Here is an 18,714-nt window from a genome sequence, read left to right as displayed (position 1 = left end):
ATTATGCACAGCCCGCAAAAAAATATCACTCAGGTTATTTCATTATCAGCACTGACACTGGCATTAACAGCTTGTGGCAGTAGTAATTCGCAGAGCAATGAGCTCACTCCGCCTACTACGCAGTTACCAAGCGTATTAATTGGTGAGTTAACCGCAACAACCGCAACAACAATAACAGTGAACCAGCATGAGATCCCTGCAAGCAATGCAGAGGTTGAGATTGATGGTGTAGATGGCTCATTAAAACAACTAAAAAAGGGCATGATGGTTGAAGTTGAAACCAATGGCAGTCGTGCTACAGAGATAGATTACGACCCTAATTTTAAAGGCCCTGTGCAAATTCAGGGTAACGATATCAACATTGCGGGTGTGGCATTAACAGGCTTTGATAGCAGTGGTTTTAAAGATGGTGATTTAGTTGAAGTCAGTGGTTATCACAGCGCCTACAACACGCTAACAGTGACCTATCAGCAACTAATCAACGATAACCAGACCGAGTTGGAGGTAGAAGGTGTGATCTCTGCGCTTAATACCCAACTGGGGACATTTTCGTTAGGTAATATTGATATTAATTATCAGCAAGCAGATATTGATGGCTCCCTTGTTAATGGACAGTTCGTTGAAGTTGAAGGTTTTATGAATGGTCAGCAATTGTTGGCAAGCGAAGTTGATGCCAAGCAACACAGTAATTTAGATGATGACACGGATAGCCAGTTAGCTGGGCAAATTACGTGGCTAAATAATGATTCAACCTTAATGACTATTAATGGGCAATGGCAAGTCAGTATGAATGCGCAAACTCGTTATGATGAGGGAACTGAGGCTGATCTGGCTATTGGACGATTTGTTGAAATTGATGCCCTATGGCAGCAAGCACACAATTGGTTTGTAGCACAAGAGATTGAGTTTGACTTTGACAACGACGCTGTTTTGAATCCCAGTAGTGCATTTTCAGTAGCTGGCCTGGTAACTTACACAAACTCTGTAGCAACAATTAATGGAATTGAATTTATGCTCAATAACCAAACCGTGTTTGATGATGGCTTAACGCTAAATAATATAGACGGCCAATGGCTTGAACTGGAAGGCATTATCGCCGATGATAAAAATACGGTGAGTGAAGTTGAGCTAATGGATGCGAACGAGCCACTTAATTTAAGCGGTATTGTTACTGGTGATGCAAACACGCAAGCAAGCTTATGGGGTTACGTTAGTGAGGATGATTCTCTCGAACAATACCTTTCTCAGTATGTTGAACTTGAATGCCAATGGATTGCACAAAAGCAAGTTGCTGCATGTCGGCTCGACGATTAATTGAAAAAGCACAGCCGCTCTAGCGGTTGTGCTTTGAGGTAAGCACATGAAAAAATTACTGCTAGTTAGCTTGTTGTTTGTCACTTCGGTGAGTATTGCAGCCAGCTCTGCTATTTTTGATAAACTGCATAATGCAAACGCGCCAACCCCGAACGCCATTTTACAAAAAATTGATAATGAATATACCAATACAGCTGTAATTGTGGAATTTGAGCTTGAGTTTGAAAAAGGCAATACCACGTATGAGGTCACATTATATCAGGCTAGTAACGCGCGCTTTATTGAGTTATTAGTAGATCAAAACGGCAGCTTGATTGAACTTGAGTACAACGCCCCTGAGCTTGATGAACAAGAGGAGATTGCCGCCGCAGAGCTAATGCGCCGTAAAGGCTATACCATGCACGGCCTCGTGAGCAAAATGCATGATCCTGCCCATCAATACCTTATTGAAGCGCAGCTTGAACAAGATATGGGAGTGACTTATATGGTCGCTACTTTTATCACAGCACAAGGACGCCATAAAAAAGCCATTGATTTGGCAACAGGTAAAGACTTGCCTTTACTGCGTTGGGGAAACTAACCGGCTATGCACCGATTGATTAATTTAAGTTGAAGCGACGAATGAAGTTATTGCTGATAGAAGACGACAAGCAAAATCGTAATTTTCTCTATAAAGCGTTTAGTGAACAAGGCTATACCGTTGATACGGCGGCGGACGGTCAACAAGGCTTACTACTGAGTACCTGCGAAGAGTATGACATTATTATTTTAGATCGGATGTTACCGAAACTCGATGGTTTGCAAGTTTTATCCGCATTACGCGCGACAGGAAAGATGACCCCAGTACTTATTTTGTCTGCGCTTGATAAAGTTGATGATCGTGTCACTGGCTTAAAAGCCGGTGGTGATGATTACCTTGTAAAGCCTTTCGCTTTTTCTGAGCTGGCAATTCGCGCAGAAAATTTGATTAAACGCCAAGTTGCTCACCCACCGCTTAATACTATCCTTCGTTTAGCAAACTTACAGGTAGATTACGCCAATCACAAAGCTGAAGTCGCTGGGCAAGTACTGAGCTTACAGCCAAAAGAATTTAAGTTATTACGCTTTTTATTAGAACATCAAGGTAAGCTCGTCACCCGTACACTATTGTTTGAAGCTGTATGGGAGTACCATTTTGATCCTGGCACCAACGTTATTGATGTTCACATTGCACGGCTACGTAAAAAGTTACAGCAATTCGATGCCGGAGTTCATATTGAAACCATTCGCGGGGTGGGCTATCGCCTTGCTAAAGAGCAAAATTATGCCGATTAACGATTCCATTTGGCGTCAATTTGATCCGCGTAATAGTTCGGTGTGGCGTTTAACGCTCGGCTTTGCTGTTATTATGGCGGTGATGCTGGCATTGACGGTTGTGCTAATTTACCAACTTTTATTAGGTGAGCAAAGTCGCCAAGTTGAACGACGTTTGGCTGCTGAGCAAGTAAGGATCGAAGGCCTTGCCAGTGAGTTTTCAGCAAATAGTTTTTTTGCGCAACTGGAGGTATTTCGCAGTGAAGGCGATTTACTTATATTTTGGCAAAGTGAAGGTGAGCAAAGTCAGCAATTAAGCTTTTTACCAGAGGATATACCCACTTTGCCACGGACGGTGGTTTTTCCTGTGTTAGACGCACAACGCGGGCAAATTCGTTTATTAACGACAGGCATAGTACGTACTCAACATGGTGATATAGTGCTTGCCACGGCAACTGAACATTTACAACGATTGATCGTTGAGTTTAAAACCATTGCTATCTGGGCATGCTTAATTAGTTTGATATTAACAGGCGTGTTTGGTTATATTTTTGCACGACGACATTTACGTCGCGTGCATTACTTCAATAATACGGCAGAGCAAGTACAAAATGGTGATTTATCGGCGCGTATTGAGCACCATCAAAAAGGCGATGAATTTGACCGATTAGGGGCGCATATCAATACCATGCTGGATGCAGTAGAAGAGAACTTTGCTTTAGTGCAAGGGATCACTGATAACATTGCCCATGACCTTAAAACCCCGCTTACGCGGTTACGGCTAAACTTAGAGCAACAAGCTCAGCGTTATCCTCAGATTGGTGTTGATATCGAACAACTTGATATCATTATTAATACATTTGATGCCATGCTAAAACTAACTCGTTTAGAGCATGGTAAGTTTCCATTGGCTATGCAGCAAGTCGACTGCCAGTTATTACTTGCAGATCTCATTGAAATGTTACAACCAAGTGCTGAGCAACAGCAACAAACAATAACTTTTGATTGCCATGGTTCTATGCACCTGCAAGGGGATAAAAATCTACTGTTCCAAGCCGTGTTTAACTTGCTAGATAACGCAATTAAATATGCGGGCGTTGGTGCCAATATTGTAATTTATACTGACCTGAATATAATCGCTATTCGTGATACTGGCAAAGGGGTGAGTCAAGAGCAACTTAGCCAACTGACAAAGCGTTTTTATCGAGCCGATCCAGCTCGCCAACATGAAGGCTTTGGTTTAGGGTTAGCGACAGTAAAAGCAATTTGCGCCCGCCACCAACTAACGCTTAGCTTACAAAGTGATAGCGAGGGGTTTTCTGCCGCGATTTTACGTTAGCTAAACCCACGTCCAAGACGTTAACTTAGGTGACTAGTCACAGCGCTTAATCACGCTTTTGAGCGCGCTAACTCAGTTACTGTGTTGTCATCTAAGCTTAAACTTAAGTTTTCTGGACGGTCAAAAATACCTAAACGAATACGAATAAAGTGTAAGATTTCACGGGCTACGTTAATTCCTAATGCCGCTTCTAAACCTTCAAAACCGGGGCTTGAATTTGCTTCACAAATTTTAAAATGGTTATCATCAAATAATAAGTCAATGCCTGCCACGTCAAGGTTTAACACATTGGCGGTTTGAGTTGCTAGCCATTCTATTTCTGGCGTGATTGGGTGTGGTTTACCCGTACCACCGGCACTAACATTTGCTTTAAAATTTTTGCCACCCGAGTTGCGTTCCATACATGCAATAGCACGACCGCCGATAGTGAGTACTCGCAAATCACGGCCGTGACTCGATTTAACAAATTGCTGTAAAATGATGTTTGCTTGTGGATTTGTTGCTTCAATTAGCTGCATTAGATCATCAAATTCGCCTTTTGATTTTGATAAAAATACGCCACTGCCCTGCGAGCCTGATAGCGTTTTTATCACCACCGGAAAACCAATTTGTCTATCTACTAAGTCTATATTGACTGGAAATTTCACTAGCATAGTATCTGGGGTGGGTAGGTTACGTTCGGCTAAAATTTGTTGTGCAAATAATTTGTCTTTTACGGTTTCAATTGATTGCGAACTGTTTACGCAATACACACCTAAACGCTCAAGGTGGCGAATAATCGCTAATGCAAAATAGGTGGTGCTAGCGCCCATTCGTGGAATTACAAAATCAGGTAAAGTGGTGGTTACACCGTCAATTAAAATGCTTTTGCCGTCTTCACGGGTGATGGTTAAATCAAATTGATCCGGTGAGAAAACTTGTAAATCAATGCCCTCTTCTTGAGCTGCTGCTAATAAACGCTCGACTTCGTAAGTTTCTTGTTTTAGCAGGCCTGCACTGTCTTTATAAATGATCCAACCACGCATGGTAATTCCCCTTGAGTTTGTTCGCAGCTCACAGAAATTGGCTCACTACGCGATAGATATTCACCGGCGCTCGTGATGGCTCAGAGTCTGCGGCAAAAGACGCGGAGTATGAAGCTCGTCGGATCAGTAGTAAAACAAATAAATTTTATCGTCACGATAATTTATTTTTCGAGTAAGGCTGCATTTACACTTCAACAAAAGTGCATAAATGCAAATAGATAGCAAGACCTATAAAAGGGAAATATGATATTTTATTGTTAATTTTATCCTCAATTGTTTAGACAGTTCAAATTAACTATTCCACTATCACGATCTAAAATATTTTTAACATGCAGATTAGTATGAAGATATTTTATTTCCTTGTTTTTGTTATCGGTAACAATTTTGTGCTTGCGATTTTTTTTGTTTCGATTTATGGTTAACACTAAATTAACCTTTGGGTCTTAATGGGAAACAAATGAAGAAAGCTATTGCATTTATTATCATTGTTCCACTCAGTCTGTTTTTTATCTATGAATACGCTATTCATGAAGAGGTAAAAACACCTGTGTTTACACCAGTGAATGAAAAAAATGTTGCTGTGGTTGCTGCACCGATAGCTAAACCTTTGCCTAGCGAATCATTGCCTAAGGACGTTGTGACCAGCGCTGCAGATACGCTGCAAACTGATAGCGACTTTGATGCCATTAACCGCTTATCAGACAACGCGAAGCAGGTGCTAAAAGCTGCGGGTGTATTACCGACTGATTTAAAAAATGAAGCCTATGTTGAATTTGACTTAGCTGCACTAAGAAAGCTTAAACAAGGTGATAGCTTTGATTTAGCGATCCCGCAGACAGCTGAAACCTTCAGCGCTGAAGTCACCAATGTGATTGCTGCTAGTAATGGCGATAAAAGTGTATTCGGTCGTGTTATTGGTGCTGATGGACGGTTTCATACCACAGTGCTGACTATTGGAAATGACGCTGTATATGGCCAGTTTACTGCCCCCAGTGGTAATTATGTGTTTGAAAGTAAAGGTCAATATGGCTGGCTAGCAGCTAAGCGCGATCTTTATAAAAATCACATTGAACACCAAGTAACTAACCAACCCTCTGCTCAGCCAAGTGATGGGGATGACCCTTTTGCTCCAAAAGCAGCAACTAATAACTTATAAAAATTCATCACAGGTAATTTTTATAAGGTTTGAATTCAATAGGCAATATAACATAACTAACAAGGAAATAAGATGAAGACACGACTCACTTCTTTAGCGGCACTTTGTGCATTAGGAATGGCAACGACTAGCCATGCGGCAACCATTGATATTGCGATTTTATATACTGATCAAGCCGCCGCGGCAACAACCAACATTAACACTAAAATCAATCAATATATTGCTTTTAGTAACCAGGTATACAGCCAAAATGGTGTTGATATTACGTTGCGCCTAGTTGGTAGCGAAAACTTAGGTAATCATGCCATTACTCCTTCGAGCAGCTGGTTAAACTCAGTAACTAATAGCAGTTATATTCAAGGTTTACGTGATAGCTGGGGGGCCGATATGGTTGCAGTCCTTGGTACGGGTCAAAGTGCCGGTAGTAACTTAATCTCCTGTGGTATTGCCTGGGTTGGCAATGGCAGCAATGGTAGTTTATATAGCTCATCAAGTAACAGTATGTATAGCATTACAGCTGTTGATTGTGGAGCTACAACGTTTGTGCATGAGCTAGGGCATAATCAAGGTTTACTGCATTCACGTAAACAAGGTGATACCTCTGGTGGTGTTTATGTAGATGGTATGGGTCATGGTGTGCAAAATCAATTTGCTAGTATTATGGCATACCCGCATGTTTTTGGTAGCGCTACACAATACGATTATTTTTCTAATCCAAGTTGGAGCGTGAATGGCCTTCCTTATGGTGTAACTGGCGAGTCGTTTGCTTGGCGCACTGTTAACGAAACAAAAAACAGCATTGCCAACTTCAAATAAAGCCAACTTCAAATAAACGTTATTTTTAGTACATTGTTTTTCCCTTTTGAGCGCTTTTGCGCTCTTTTTACTTAAGCTAGTGACAGTTCAATCAAGCTAATGATGAACTGTCGCTAGTGATAGCTCAGCTTAGTTTTTTAAAGCTGGCCAAAGTGTAGCCCCATCACTGTCAATCTTGCTCAAAAGCTCAATACCTAACACTTTAGCAATCAGTGGGTAAATATCGAGGTTATTGACTTTATCAAGGGTAATACCTTGTTTAAATGCGGGGCCATTAGCAATGAAGGTTGCGGCCATATCATCGCTGTACGCGTAGCCATGGGTGCCCAAATAGTTAACTTCCCCGCTATCAGCGAAACTTCGTGGGGCGGTGGTTTGTAAAATAATATCACCAGTGCGGCCATTATTTTGATAATGATACTGCGCTCGCTGATTATCAGTCAGCACTGTATAGCGACCCTTGGCCGCTTTGCTTAAGCGTGCTTTGTAACTGCTGATATCTGCTGCAGTGGTGTTTTCATTGGCATAAATTAACACTCGAGGGCCGGTGTTTTTAACCATAAATTTATCATCTTTAGGTAAGTTGCTGATGGCAATACTTTGATTTGGTTCAACCGTGCTCATGCCATGATCAGAGACAATAACTAAGTTAATCTCTTGCTCCAGTGCATCAAGGCGCTGTTGTAATTGCCCCATTAACGCATCAACTTGTTGCACCGCTTGTTTTGTCTGCTCAGCATCAGGGCCGTATTTATGTCCTATGCTATCAACCAATGAAAAATAGCTGATCACTAACTGTGGACGCTGCGGTGCAGGGAGTTTTAGCCATTGAATAATTTGCTCTATGCGGTTTTGGTAATCACTGTGCTTTGAATAATGGTAGTAATAATCAGGCGTCATGCCATTAAAACGGGCATCCGATTCTGGCCAAAAATAGGTCGCAGATTTTAGCCCTTGCATAGTAGCTAAATTCCACAGCGGAATACCATTAAACCACGTGCTATCGTCCCTACCTTTACCCATGCTATAGCATTCGGCGCGTTTGGTATCGCAAAAACGATTATCTACCACACCGTGGTTTATAGGTAACAAACCGGTAATGATAGAAAGATGGTTAGGGAAGGTTTTAGTTGGATAAACAGGTTGCATTTTGCTGCCTCGCACGCCTTGCTTGGCAATTTTAGCAAGGTTTTTTGCACCGTGCTTTTCGATGTAATCCCAGCGAAAACCATCCAGTGAAATAAGCACGACTGTGTTATTAGAGTTTTGTAATGCATGAGCGTGAGTGACAAAGCTAAGTAATAGAGCTGAAATAAGCAAAAACTTCATTTGGAAACCACCTTGGGTTAAAGCAATATTGAGTTAAAAAAGTGACACAGTGGAGTGTAATATGCATTTGTGACATATATACCTAAACCTCCTCAAAATGCAGAATTCAGCGTTTCACAGGGGCTTAATATCAAGGCGTTACTTTGCAAGAATGGTCGTCCCTTTTAAGAAGGAACAACGCTGAGAGTAAGTGCCTGTGGAACGCCCAAAGGGTTGGTTTAAAAGCGATTTATACTGCGTTATTGATTTTAACAATAGAGCTACTATTACTTGCAATCAATGCCTTGCCTAAATCGCTTTTAATTCCAACTGAAACTCGCATCTTGAGGTGGTTTGGGTATATAAGGCTTTATTCTAAAAGTTAATTATCCATTCTCATTTATGATACAAGCTGTTAGATTAAATTTACAATAAAAAGGAACTGCCATGATCGACTTTAGTAAAAAAATCACCTCAGCGCGTGAGCAGCGTTCGACCCCTAATTTACAAACAGCGCTTGAAAGCGATCGTGGTCGTATTATCAATAGTGCGGCAATTCGCCGTTTGCAACAAAAAACGCAAGTATTCCCACTTGAGCGCAATGCCGCAGTGCGTTCACGACTGACTCATTCATTAGAAGTACAACAAGTTGGACGTTTTATTGTTCAGCGTATTTTTGCTAATTTGACCGCCAAACAGCAGGCTGAATATGGGTTGACTGGGCTGGAGCGACCACTGGAAAGCCTCGTAGAAATGGCCTGTTTGATGCACGATATAGGCAATCCGCCATTTGGTCATTTTGGTGAAGCGGCAATTAATCAATGGTTTAACGCAAACTTATCGGCACTGACTCCTGCTCGTTGTAGTGATCCACATACTGGAATTGGCGTGATCTTTAAGCATTTAGCTCACGATATAGCTAACTTTGAAGGCAACGCACAAGGTATTCGCATCATTCATTCGTTACTCTCACTGAATTTAACCTATAGCCAAAGTGCGGCTATTTTAAAATATACGCGCCCAGCTAGTATGGCCAAAGAAGATATACCGCGTGATAAAAACTACCTGATGAAAAAAGTGGGTTTTTATTATAGTGAAAAAAACTTTGTTGAGCGCTTACAAAAAGAGCTCGAGATCGATCCTCAATGTCGCCACCCTGCCAGTTATATAATGGAAGCTGCGGATGATATCTCCTATTGTTTAGCTGATATTGAAGATGCGGTAGAAAAAGGCATCATTAATGTTGAACTACTTTGCGATAAACTCAAACTCCATTATAAAAAAATACTTACTAATTTTACTATTGATGCTGTTGAACATCAGCATGTGGTTGATAAAGCAGTAAATTATGCTTTAGAAAAAGCTAAGTTACAGCCGTATAACTTTAACAGTGAATTTTTTATTTATTTACGAGTAAGTCTGCTCCACCCGCTAGTTAATTATGCTGCTAAGCGCTTTATAGACAACATCGAAGCGGTATATCATGGCGATTTTAACCAAGCTTTATTGGAAGATCGTAGTCACCTACACGCCATTACCAGCACTTTAAAACAAGTGGCGTATGAGTATGTATTCTCTCACAAAGAAGTGGGTAAATTAGAGTTACAGGGGTATCGTATTATTACGGGGTTACTGGATTGCTATAAGCCCCTACTCCAGCTCAGCCACGATAATTTTAAACGAGTGCTCAAGGGCGATAGCCGCTTTTTGATTGAAACCCGTTTGCTGCAAAAGCTATCAAAAAAACATTTAAATACCTATCTGCATGCTATCGATGCGATGCAAGCTGAGCCAGATCATGTAATCGCGTACGAATTTTATTATCGCTGTCGCTTTATTCAAGACTATATCAGCGGTATGACCGATCAGTTTGCCTATGATGAATATCGCACTTTGATGGTCATTGATTAGTAAAGTTAACAGCTAGATAAATTTGCGCACAACTATTAAACTGAGGTTATTGTGTTACTTTGCTTAATAGAATTATGGTCACTTATTTATCGCGGCTTAGCCTTTTTATTTTACTAACGTGTAGTTTTAATAGCTTTGCAAAATATAGCGAAGCTATGTGTATTTTGTATAAGCAACAAATGCAGCAATACAGTGATAACACCAGCAGCCGTAGTTATCGCAATGCCGCCAGAGATTACGACAAAAACTGCAGCAATCCACCGCCAGTCGAAAAGGTGCAAACACCAGTCACAAAACCGAACAACTCATTGCCTGAGCCTGTAACTACAAAAGCTGAACAGAGCAGCAGTCAACCTATTGAGCAATCGACTGTGGCTGTAAACCCCCTTGACAGTAAAGTTGAACAAGCGAAGTCAAGCGAAAAAGCGGTACCAACTGCGGTAGTAGAGGCGAGTGAAGTTTCTACAACTGAAGTTGAAGCAACTGCAGAGCCGATTAAAGAGCAAGTTGAGCAGTTAAATCAACAGCCTATAAATGCGCCAGCTCCGGCAATTACTAGTGAGGCAATCAATAATGATGCTGAAACGGGTTCATTATTAATGCCAAGTTTATTGCTATTAGCCGTGTTGTTGTTAGCAGGATTACTGTTGCAGCGTTTACGCGGCAAGAAAAATTCAGCGGCTGAATCAATCGAAAGTAACGTCGTAGACCCACTTGCTAGTACTTTAGCGAACAAGCCAAGTAAAGCCGCTGTAGCTGATGAAAAGAAACAGTCTGCAACGCAGCAGCCAATAGCACAACAACCCACCGCCGAAAATGATCTGGCAAGTACAGCACCACAGCCTTCACCACTTGACGATGATGGATCTAAACAAGCGCAACTGACACAACGTATTTTTAGTAATGATCACGACTTCAAAGAGCCTGAAGTACGTACATTTGATCCCGATGCGCCATTACCGGGCCAAAAACCGAGCGTATCGTCTGAAGTACAAACCAGTGATGACTCTGAGCAACGAGTGAATAGCACAGAAGAAGTTGCGCCGCAGACTGACTCATTTAAGCAAGACCTTGAAAGTACAGCAGACCATACTGTGGGGGCTGACAGCGATGATGACCTTACAAAAGCGCTGGCTGCACTAAATGAAGAGCTGGCAGCTGAGCAGCAGCCAGAGCTTGAAAGTAATAAGCATGAGCCATCCATTGATCAAGATGACACAGCGACGGCTGAGCAAAAGGCTAACCCATTTGCTAACTTATCTTTGGATCCAAGCTGGGACCCTAATTCGCCTGAAAAACCAACAATAGTGCCGAAGAAAAAGGTTCCTAAATCGGCCGAGTTAATCGCAGCGCAAGAGCGTGCTAAACAATTAAAAACTGACGATTAATAATCAAGCACGCTTTATTTAAAGCGTGCAAACACGTTACTGCTTTTGATCGTTGTAAGTAGATGCTTTTTTTGCTTCTCGCCAGTGAAAAAATGAAACCGTAATAACGACTAATAAACAGCTAAATGCGACGGCTATTAAAGGCGAAACCTGCTGTAATAAACTTACTTGTGTTTGATGGTTGATCTGTTGACTTGATAAATCGAGGGAGGGTGGAGTATCTTTGGGTAAGGTAATTTCGAATACTTGGTCATCAGGATCCGCTTCAGTGCGTTTTGAGGTGCTGCTTGAGTGTTCGACTAAGGGGTGTTTCGCAGCTATGCTTTTCTTACACCAAACAGTCAAATCTTCACCATTCGCTCGAACATTGCAGTGATGCTGCGATTGATCTACTGCATATAATACAGTGTGTTTTTTATAACGATGATAAAAATATGACTCGAGTGTTAAACCTGCAAAGGGGGAGCTAACTAGATCAGTTAATGAATGATGTTCTGGTAAGGTGAGATCAGTGTGTTGTAATGATTGCTGTGCAGTATTTGCTGCCGTTGTCGCTATCAATAAAAGCGATAAGCCCAGTGCCACTAAGATAAAAATCCATTTTTTCATTAGTTTACGTCCTGTAAAAGATGAGTGTATAGCCTACCAGTATTTTCGAGTGAAGCCAAGTTTATAGGTACAATCAAGTCGATAACAGCTAATCTGATTGCATAATCATCAGCGTGTGCTAAATTTTAACAGCACTAACTTTCCATGACATGAACTGTGGATATTAAATTTATCCTATTTAGGTTCTACTCAAATACACTGCATTTCAAAGGATAATTTAATGAAAAAGTCATTGTTGGTATTAAGTTTAACTGCGTTGCTAGGTGCATGCGCTTCTTCGCCGTTGAGTGTTGATACAACTGAGCAAACGAAGGATGGTTTATCTAAAATCGCAAACGCGCAAATGAATATGGCTTATGTCAAAGCGGGCACTGATTGGAGCCGTTTCACAAAAGTTTATTTTGCTCCGGTCATTGTTACTAATGAACATCCTGAAGGCTACAAAGCGCCGCGTATTGACCGCCGTGCTGAAGGTTTTGATGCAACCTATGATTTAGATGCCAGCGCACTAAGTAAGCTGGCTGTGGCGTTTAATGAAACTGTAAGCTCAGTGTTTAATGATGAACAGCCCTATCAATTGGTGGCTACACCTGATGCGAATACGCTTATAATTGAAACGTATGTGACAGACATCCGCCTTGCTGCGCCAATTGAATCGAGTCGTCGTAGTTTTCAAAGTGGCGGTGCTACTTATACTCAAAATAGTGGCTCTATGGTTTTGCTTGCGCGAGTGAAGGACGGTAAAGACAATTCGGTAATAGCAAAAGCAGCCGATCGTAGCCAAGCTATGGATCAATGGCAACAAAACACCCAAGTGTTCAATATGGGCGACGTAAAAACCGTTTATCGTAATTGGGCTAATGATTTTAAAAATGCGCTAATGCAAACCCGAGCATCTACAGACTAAATATAGTAATGAGCTCAACCCAAGCAAGGTTGAGCCCATCCTGCCGTTTAACGTTTTTGAATTACATAACCGCTAAAGCTGAGTGCTTTAAAATACAATTTAGGCGTGCTGTAGCCAGCATTATCGAGTAGTTCTGAGAGACGTAATCGGTCTAACGGGTAAAATTCATGCTCAAAATTATGTTTCATACGCTCTACACCAATATCAGTTAGGCCTAATTGTTGGCAAAGAGTAAATTGTGCATCGCGCTCAAAACCTGTTTCTGGGCGCATTAAGTCAGCTAAATACAGTTGTGCTGATGGCTTTAATTGCTTGGCTACGGCGCGAAGTAATGATTTTTTATCGCCATTATCAGCAACAAAGTGCAGCACTAGTAAACACAATGCGGCATCAAATGTATCTGTTAATTGCTCGATATCGCCAACATGAATCGTTACACGATCACTAATACCTAAATCAGCAAAACGCTTTTGGCCAATATTGAGCATATCAGTTGAAATGTCTTGTGCGGTGAAATGCCAGCTTGGATTAAGCGCGGCAAGCGCAGCAATATCTTTGCCGGTGCCTGAGCCAACCACGAGAATATGAGCATTATCGGGCAATGTTACTTTTAGTTGTGCTGCGGTTGTGGAATGTAATAAATCATAGCCTGGCACTAAACGAGTAATGCGTGAATCGTACTCTTTGGCTTCTTCATGTGTAAATGTTGGCATCAATCAATCCTTTATATTATAGAGATAGTTGAATAACCACCGGGCTTTTTAGCAACATGAACTTGCGTTGCAACCCGTTCGGTCATTTGTGATACATGGGAAATTACCCCGACTTTACGCCCTTGCGCTTGTAAAGAGTCAAGTGCATCCATGGCAATACTAAGTGTTTCACTGTCTAACGTACCAAAGCCTTCATCAATAAACAAAGAATTAATGCTTACTTTGTTCGATGACAGCGAAGCAAGCCCTAGCGCCAGCGCCAATGACACTAAAAACGACTCACCACCTGAGAGGGTATTTACCGAGCGCTGTTCGTCGGCCATATCTTTATCCACAATCGCAATGTCTAAGCTCTGCTCTATGGCTGTTAATTCATAGCGTTTATTTAGTGTTCGTAAATGGCTATTGGCATAATGCAATAATATTTTTAAGGTTTGAGTTTGCGCTAAGTTACGCATGGTTTTACCCGTTGCATCGCCAAGTACTTTATTGAGCATATGCCATTGTTCAACGTGTTGTTGCAGCTCGGTAAGTTCTTGCTGTTTGGTCTGCAGTGCTTTGCTATTTTGATTATGTTGCTCAAGTGCAGTATTGGTCTCCAGTTGCGATTTTTGCAATGCGTTTTGCTGCTCGGTCAGTGCATTTAACTGTGCTGTAAGTTGGTCAGCGGTTTGCTCTGGTTTATCGCTACTTTGGTGTTGTTGATGAGCGCTTTGTTGTTGTTTTAGTGCCGCATTTGCATCAACAACTGCTTGTGTTAATTGCTCATGTTGCTGTAATTGCGCTTTAATATCATCACTGCTTAGAGTTAGTAAAATAGCGATCTGTTCATGGCTGATATCGGTATAGTGGCTTGCAAATTCACTAAACCACTGCTCGTAGCGGGTTGTTAACGAACTTAGTTCTTGGCTGTTCTCCTCTATGCGTTGTTGATGATTATTAATTGCAATCACCTGTTCGTCACGTTGTTTGATTGCTTGGTCATGGGCTTGCTGGCTTTGTGTTAGTTGTGTTTGACATTGCTCATGATGCGTCGCGAGCCTTGCTTGGTAATCATCTACGCTAATTTGCTCATTATTAAATAGTGCCAATCGTTCACTTTGGGTGTTGTTATGCTGCTGCCGTGCTTTTGCTAACTCGCCAGTTAACGCGTTTAGCGCTTGTTCGCTTTCGCTGATCAACGGGTTAAGTTGCTGAGTTTTTTGCTCGCTACTATCAAGCTGTTTTTGAGTGCCCTCAAGCAAGCTTTGGGTGTGTTGGTATTGCTCTACCTGCTGTGCAAGCTGATTGAGATCAAGTGTATTGTTTTGCAATTGTTGCCAAAACTCAGTTTGCGAAAACTGTGTGTCAAGGGTCTGAGTTAATTCATTTATTTGCGAATTTAGTTCATTGTGTTTGTTGCTTAACTGGTTAAGTTGATGGCTTAAATCAACATGCTGGTTGTGCAACTGTTGTTGAATTTGTTGTTCTGCTTTAAGCTTGTTTTGCAGTTGGTTTACTTTTTCTTGCAGCTCATGCTGGCGCTTTTGCACTGCAAAGTACTGGGCTTTTTGCTCATTGAGTTGCTGGTAATGCGAGTCTAGCTGTTCAGCCGTTAAGTCATTTAGTTCACTGCGGGTACTTTGCATGGTGTTTTTAATGTCTAGTTGCTTGGCTTGTACAGTCTGTATCGTCTGCTCTAACTGTGCGTGCTCAGCGACGAACACAGCATGTTGAGTTTGCTGCTGATGCAGTTGTGTTTGTGCGTGTTCATAACGTTGTTTAGCGTGGCTATAATCATGTTCAAAGTCGGTGATTAAATTTGCCAATTGCTGGTTTTGAGCAGTCACAAATGGGTGCTCTGTAGCGCCACAGACTACACATGGTTCATTAGGTGCAAGCTGAGCGCGTAGGTGTTCAACATTTTCACTGGCGCGCAGACGCGCTTGATTAAGCGCATATTCGCTGTGTTTTAGGGTTTGCTCACAGGTTAATAAATTTTGCTGCAATGTTGCTTGTTGCTGTTCGCTGTGAGTCAATTTGCTAGTTAGTTCGCCCTGTAGCTGCGCACTGTGTTTTAACTCTTGGCTAAACTGCTTATAGCGTTCACGCTGCTCTTTTAAATAATCGATACTTTTTAGCTGGGCGTCACACTGCTCAATATTAAATTGATTTTGTTGCTGATTGAGCTGCTGGAGTGCGGTTTGTTCAAGCTCTAACGTCTGCTCACTCGCTGCAACTTGGTTATTTTGCGCGGTCAGTTGCTCATGGTGATTAGACTGCTCAGCGCTTAGTTGTTTACTTTGTGCCGCGGTCGTCTTTAACTGCTCGGTGGCGTTGATATATTGCTTAAAACTGTGCTGATAGTAAGCCCAATCACTTGCTAATGGCTTAAGTTGCTTATGCTGCGCTAACCATTGTTGCTGCTCAGTATTGCGTTTTTCTGCTGCGGCGTGCTCTGTTTGATTGTGCTTAAGTTGCTGCTGCAAATTTGTTAATTGTGATTGTTCTTTATCTGCTTGCAGGCCTAGGTTTGTTATATTTTGTGCATCGATAGCCAATTGATTATCAAGCTTGCGGGCCTTGCTGAGCAATGGCTCTGCGTTTTTTTGCTGCTGCTTAGCTGTTTGCAAAGCTTGACTGTGTTGTTCAAGGGCACTAGCAAGGTTGGCTATTAGCGTTGTGTGATCAAAACTTTTTAAATCACTTAGCTTAGTGTTTAGCTCATTATTTTGTGTGGTTAAGCTTGCAAAGCGACTGCGGTTGTCTTTAATTTCCAGCGCCCTTTGTGCTTGTTTCGCTTGCTCACTTTGTTTTGCTATCGCAGCCAGGGCAGCGCTGGCTTGTTGTTGGTTTTGTTGAGCTTGCTGCAAAGTCTGAGCTAATTTGTTGGCTTGGTGATACCAATTAACGCCCTGCTCTGCGTTGAGTACACGTTGCTTTGCTTGTTTTAGTTTTAGCTCTAATTCTGCTAGTTGTGCCTTTTTAGCCGTTAACTCTTCATCTGTGAGTAAGGTATAACTTGCCAGGCTTGCTTTTAATAACTCTAAGTTATCTTTTTGCTCTTTATGGCGCTCAAAAATACGCTTGCCTATTAGGCTAAATTTATCAGTGCCGGTTAAGCATTCTAAAAGATGTGCGCGTTCATCGCCGGTGGCTTTTAAAAATGCAGCAAACTCGTGTTGTGCTAATAATACCGCACGTGAGAACTGCTCAAAGCTAAGCCCTATTTTACTTTCAATGTGCTTGATGGTGTTACTTTTATCGGCAATAAGCGCTTCGTCAGGTAAGCTGAATAGACTATGTTCGGCAGTTTTTAATTTACCCGTTATCTTCTTATGAGCGCGTTGTATTGTGTATCTTGCTCTATATTGGCATTTATCTTGACCTACAAAGTCCACCTCGGCATAGCCTGTTGATGTACCTCTTCGTAGTAAATTACGAGGATCATTGAGCTTAATATTGTCGCCATTAAAATCGATTAAGTTACCTTTATCGCCTTTTAGTCTGGCTGTTTTAGTATAAAGAGCTAAGCAAATTGCATCTAAAAAAGTGCTTTTGCCAGCACCTGTATCACCAGTTATAGCGAATAAGCCTGCATCTTTTAAGGGCGCTTTGGTAAAATCTATTTCAGCATCAACAATAGAGGCTAAATTATGAATGCGTACTGCGGTTATTTTCATAGTTGCTCTTGCTCCGCCAGTTCAGCAATCACCTCGTTTAGAAGCGTTTTTAACTCATCAGGTACGCTTTGCCCAGCCATATCTTTATTATTTGCGAATGCCTGCTCTAATAAAGTTTGCGGGTTGAGCATCTCGACTTGGCTTAGATCTTCAAACACAGCGCTGCTTTGCTGTTTATTTGTTTGCCGTACGCGTTCTATACCACAAAAGTTGACCGCTTTATTTTCCAGTGCTTTTTCAATTTGCTCTCTAAAGGTGGTATCGGTATCCCCTGCACTGAGCTTGACTCTTAAATATGGAGGTTGGCTGTAACTGCTGAGATCTAGAGCCGCTATTTGCTCGCATAATTGTTCAACGGGAACACACTCTCCTTCAGGTAACAGAATTACCTCAGCGGCACGTGGAATGTAAAGGGGGTTTACAGTAACGACAATTTGTTGATTGGCGATTGCCAATTCTACAATGCATACTTGATGCTTATAATGACGTTCAGAGAACGACATAGGCATAGGAGTGCCGCTATAGCGGATAGTGTCGGACTTTGCGACTTTCTGCGCTTTATGTAAATGCCCTAGCGCCACGTAATTTGCCTGATCAGTAAAGATTTGTGCGGTGACTGACTCTTCACCACCAATTATTAAATTGCGCTCTGAATCACTGGAAATATCACCACCTTTTGCATGCAAGTGACCCATGATGAGTAATGGCGTCGCGTCGGGTTTATCTTTAAGTGCGCATTCGCTGCTAAGTTGGTACGCTTTAGCGATACCCTGAGCGTAATCTGGCCCGTTTTCTGTATTACTTAAGGTTGTGACGTCACTGGCACGTAAAAACGGCATGGCGACGATATGAGCGTTTACTGTATCTGTGTTTATGCGGATCACAACATCATCAGGGTTATTCGCATCAAAACGCCCTACTACATGGGTATCAAACTGTGCCAGTAAAGGTTTTGCGGTCATAATGCGATTTGCTGAATCATGGTTTCCAGCAATAATCACTATCTGTAATGTCGGGCAGCGTTTTTTAACGTTTTTGATGAATTGATAAAGCTGGTTTTCACTGCTCGCAGGTGGTGTTGCGGTGTGATAAATGTCTCCTGCAACTAACAGTAAATCGATTTCTTCATTGACGAGCGTGTCAATCAGCCAATTAAAAAACTGCTGGTGTTCATCTGCACGGTGATGTTCATAAAATTGTTGGCCAAGATGCCAATCTGAGGTGTGTAAGACTTTCATGTCACGCTCTTAAAATCTGTTAAGAGCGTCAATAT

15 protein-coding genes are annotated in these 18,714 nt (G+C 41.8%); 9 read left to right on the top strand and 6 right to left on the bottom strand.

The genetic code is table 11. From position 1 onward, the window contains the following. The first annotated feature begins 3 nt into the window (after window positions 1-3). The 4 genes from A7968_RS01505 to A7968_RS01490 are packed head-to-tail and all read left to right on the top strand — an operon-like array spanning window position 4 to window position 3,946. Window positions 4-1,314 carry a DUF5666 domain-containing protein gene (locus A7968_RS01505; RefSeq protein ID WP_064664808.1) on the top strand — a complete coding sequence of 437 codons (1,311 nt, stop codon included), beginning with the start codon at window positions 4-6 and terminating at the stop codon, window positions 1,312-1,314. Between the two features lie 46 nt (window positions 1,315-1,360). Beyond that, window positions 1,361-1,894 carry a hypothetical protein gene (locus tag A7968_RS01500; RefSeq protein WP_064664807.1) on the top strand — a complete coding sequence of 178 codons (534 nt, stop codon included), beginning with the start codon at window positions 1,361-1,363 and terminating at the stop codon, window positions 1,892-1,894. Window positions 1,895-1,935: 41 nt separating this feature from the next. After that, window positions 1,936-2,628, top strand: a complete 693-nt coding sequence (locus tag A7968_RS01495; RefSeq protein ID WP_064664806.1) for a response regulator transcription factor — start codon at window positions 1,936-1,938, stop codon at window positions 2,626-2,628. Then, entirely contained in the window at window positions 2,618-3,946 is a 1,329-nt protein-coding gene (locus tag A7968_RS01490) for a sensor histidine kinase (RefSeq protein WP_167542947.1), read from the top strand. The genes A7968_RS01495 and A7968_RS01490 overlap by 11 nt, the downstream gene beginning before the upstream one ends. 50 nt (window positions 3,947-3,996) lie before the next feature. Here A7968_RS01490 and A7968_RS01485 read toward each other — a convergent pair whose 3' ends face one another. Then, window positions 3,997-4,971, bottom strand: coding sequence for an ATP-grasp domain-containing protein (locus A7968_RS01485; protein WP_064664805.1), 975 nt, complete (start codon window positions 4,969-4,971; stop codon window positions 3,997-3,999). Window positions 4,972-5,428: 457 nt separating this feature from the next. Between A7968_RS01485 and A7968_RS01480 the strand changes: the two genes are divergently transcribed. Both A7968_RS01480 and A7968_RS01475 read left to right on the top strand, forming a co-directional pair. Continuing rightward, the gene (locus A7968_RS01480) at window positions 5,429-6,127 is read left to right on the top strand and encodes a protease inhibitor BamI-like protein (RefSeq protein WP_064664804.1); all 699 of its coding nucleotides are present in this window, start codon (window positions 5,429-5,431) and stop codon (window positions 6,125-6,127) included. Window positions 6,128-6,199: 72 nt separating this feature from the next. Continuing rightward, window positions 6,200-6,943 carry a zinc-dependent metalloprotease family protein gene (locus tag A7968_RS01475; RefSeq protein WP_064664803.1) on the top strand — a complete coding sequence of 248 codons (744 nt, stop codon included), beginning with the start codon at window positions 6,200-6,202 and terminating at the stop codon, window positions 6,941-6,943. A 129-nt stretch (window positions 6,944-7,072) separates the two neighbouring features. Here A7968_RS01475 and A7968_RS01470 read toward each other — a convergent pair whose 3' ends face one another. Next, entirely contained in the window at window positions 7,073-8,272 is a 1,200-nt protein-coding gene (locus tag A7968_RS01470) for an alkaline phosphatase family protein (RefSeq protein ID WP_064664802.1), read from the bottom strand. 426 nt (window positions 8,273-8,698) lie between these two features. Between A7968_RS01470 and dgt the strand changes: the two genes are divergently transcribed. Then, the gene (gene dgt / locus A7968_RS01465) at window positions 8,699-10,162 is read left to right on the top strand and encodes a dGTPase (protein WP_064664801.1); all 1,464 of its coding nucleotides are present in this window, start codon (window positions 8,699-8,701) and stop codon (window positions 10,160-10,162) included. 155 nt (window positions 10,163-10,317) lie between these two features. After that, window positions 10,318-11,550, top strand: a complete 1,233-nt coding sequence (locus A7968_RS01460) for a hypothetical protein (RefSeq protein ID WP_157586609.1) — start codon at window positions 10,318-10,320, stop codon at window positions 11,548-11,550. Between the two features lie 36 nt (window positions 11,551-11,586). Here the strand turns inward: A7968_RS01460 and A7968_RS01455 are convergent, their stop codons facing one another. Then, window positions 11,587-12,159: a hypothetical protein gene (locus A7968_RS01455; RefSeq protein WP_064664799.1), complete on the bottom strand. Its 573-nt coding sequence runs from the start codon at window positions 12,157-12,159 to the stop codon at window positions 11,587-11,589. 220 nt (window positions 12,160-12,379) lie between these two features. Between A7968_RS01455 and A7968_RS01450 the strand changes: the two genes are divergently transcribed. Beyond that, entirely contained in the window at window positions 12,380-13,066 is a 687-nt protein-coding gene (locus tag A7968_RS01450; RefSeq protein ID WP_064664798.1) for a DUF3313 family protein, read from the top strand. A gap of 47 nt (window positions 13,067-13,113) precedes the next feature. Here the strand turns inward: A7968_RS01450 and A7968_RS01445 are convergent, their stop codons facing one another. Genes A7968_RS01445 through A7968_RS01435 form a run of 3 tightly spaced genes read right to left on the bottom strand, consistent with a single transcriptional unit; the run spans window position 13,114 to window position 18,679 of the window. Continuing rightward, complete coding sequence (locus A7968_RS01445) at window positions 13,114-13,779, bottom strand: class I SAM-dependent methyltransferase (RefSeq protein WP_064664797.1); 666 nt, start codon at window positions 13,777-13,779, stop codon at window positions 13,114-13,116. An 11-nt stretch (window positions 13,780-13,790) separates the two neighbouring features. Then, the gene (locus tag A7968_RS01440; protein ID WP_064664796.1) at window positions 13,791-17,441 is read right to left on the bottom strand and encodes an AAA family ATPase; all 3,651 of its coding nucleotides are present in this window, start codon (window positions 17,439-17,441) and stop codon (window positions 13,791-13,793) included. Next, window positions 17,438-18,679, bottom strand: coding sequence for an exonuclease SbcCD subunit D C-terminal domain-containing protein (locus A7968_RS01435; protein ID WP_064664795.1), 1,242 nt, complete (start codon window positions 18,677-18,679; stop codon window positions 17,438-17,440). The genes A7968_RS01440 and A7968_RS01435 overlap by 4 nt, the downstream gene beginning before the upstream one ends. Window positions 18,680-18,714: the final 35 nt, after the last annotated feature.

Source organism: Pseudoalteromonas prydzensis (assembly GCF_001661495.1).
Classification (GTDB): domain Bacteria; phylum Pseudomonadota; class Gammaproteobacteria; order Enterobacterales; family Alteromonadaceae; genus Pseudoalteromonas; species Pseudoalteromonas prydzensis.
The sequence above is the reverse complement of the archived record's forward strand: the minus strand, read 5'-3'. Positions and strand labels throughout refer to the sequence as shown.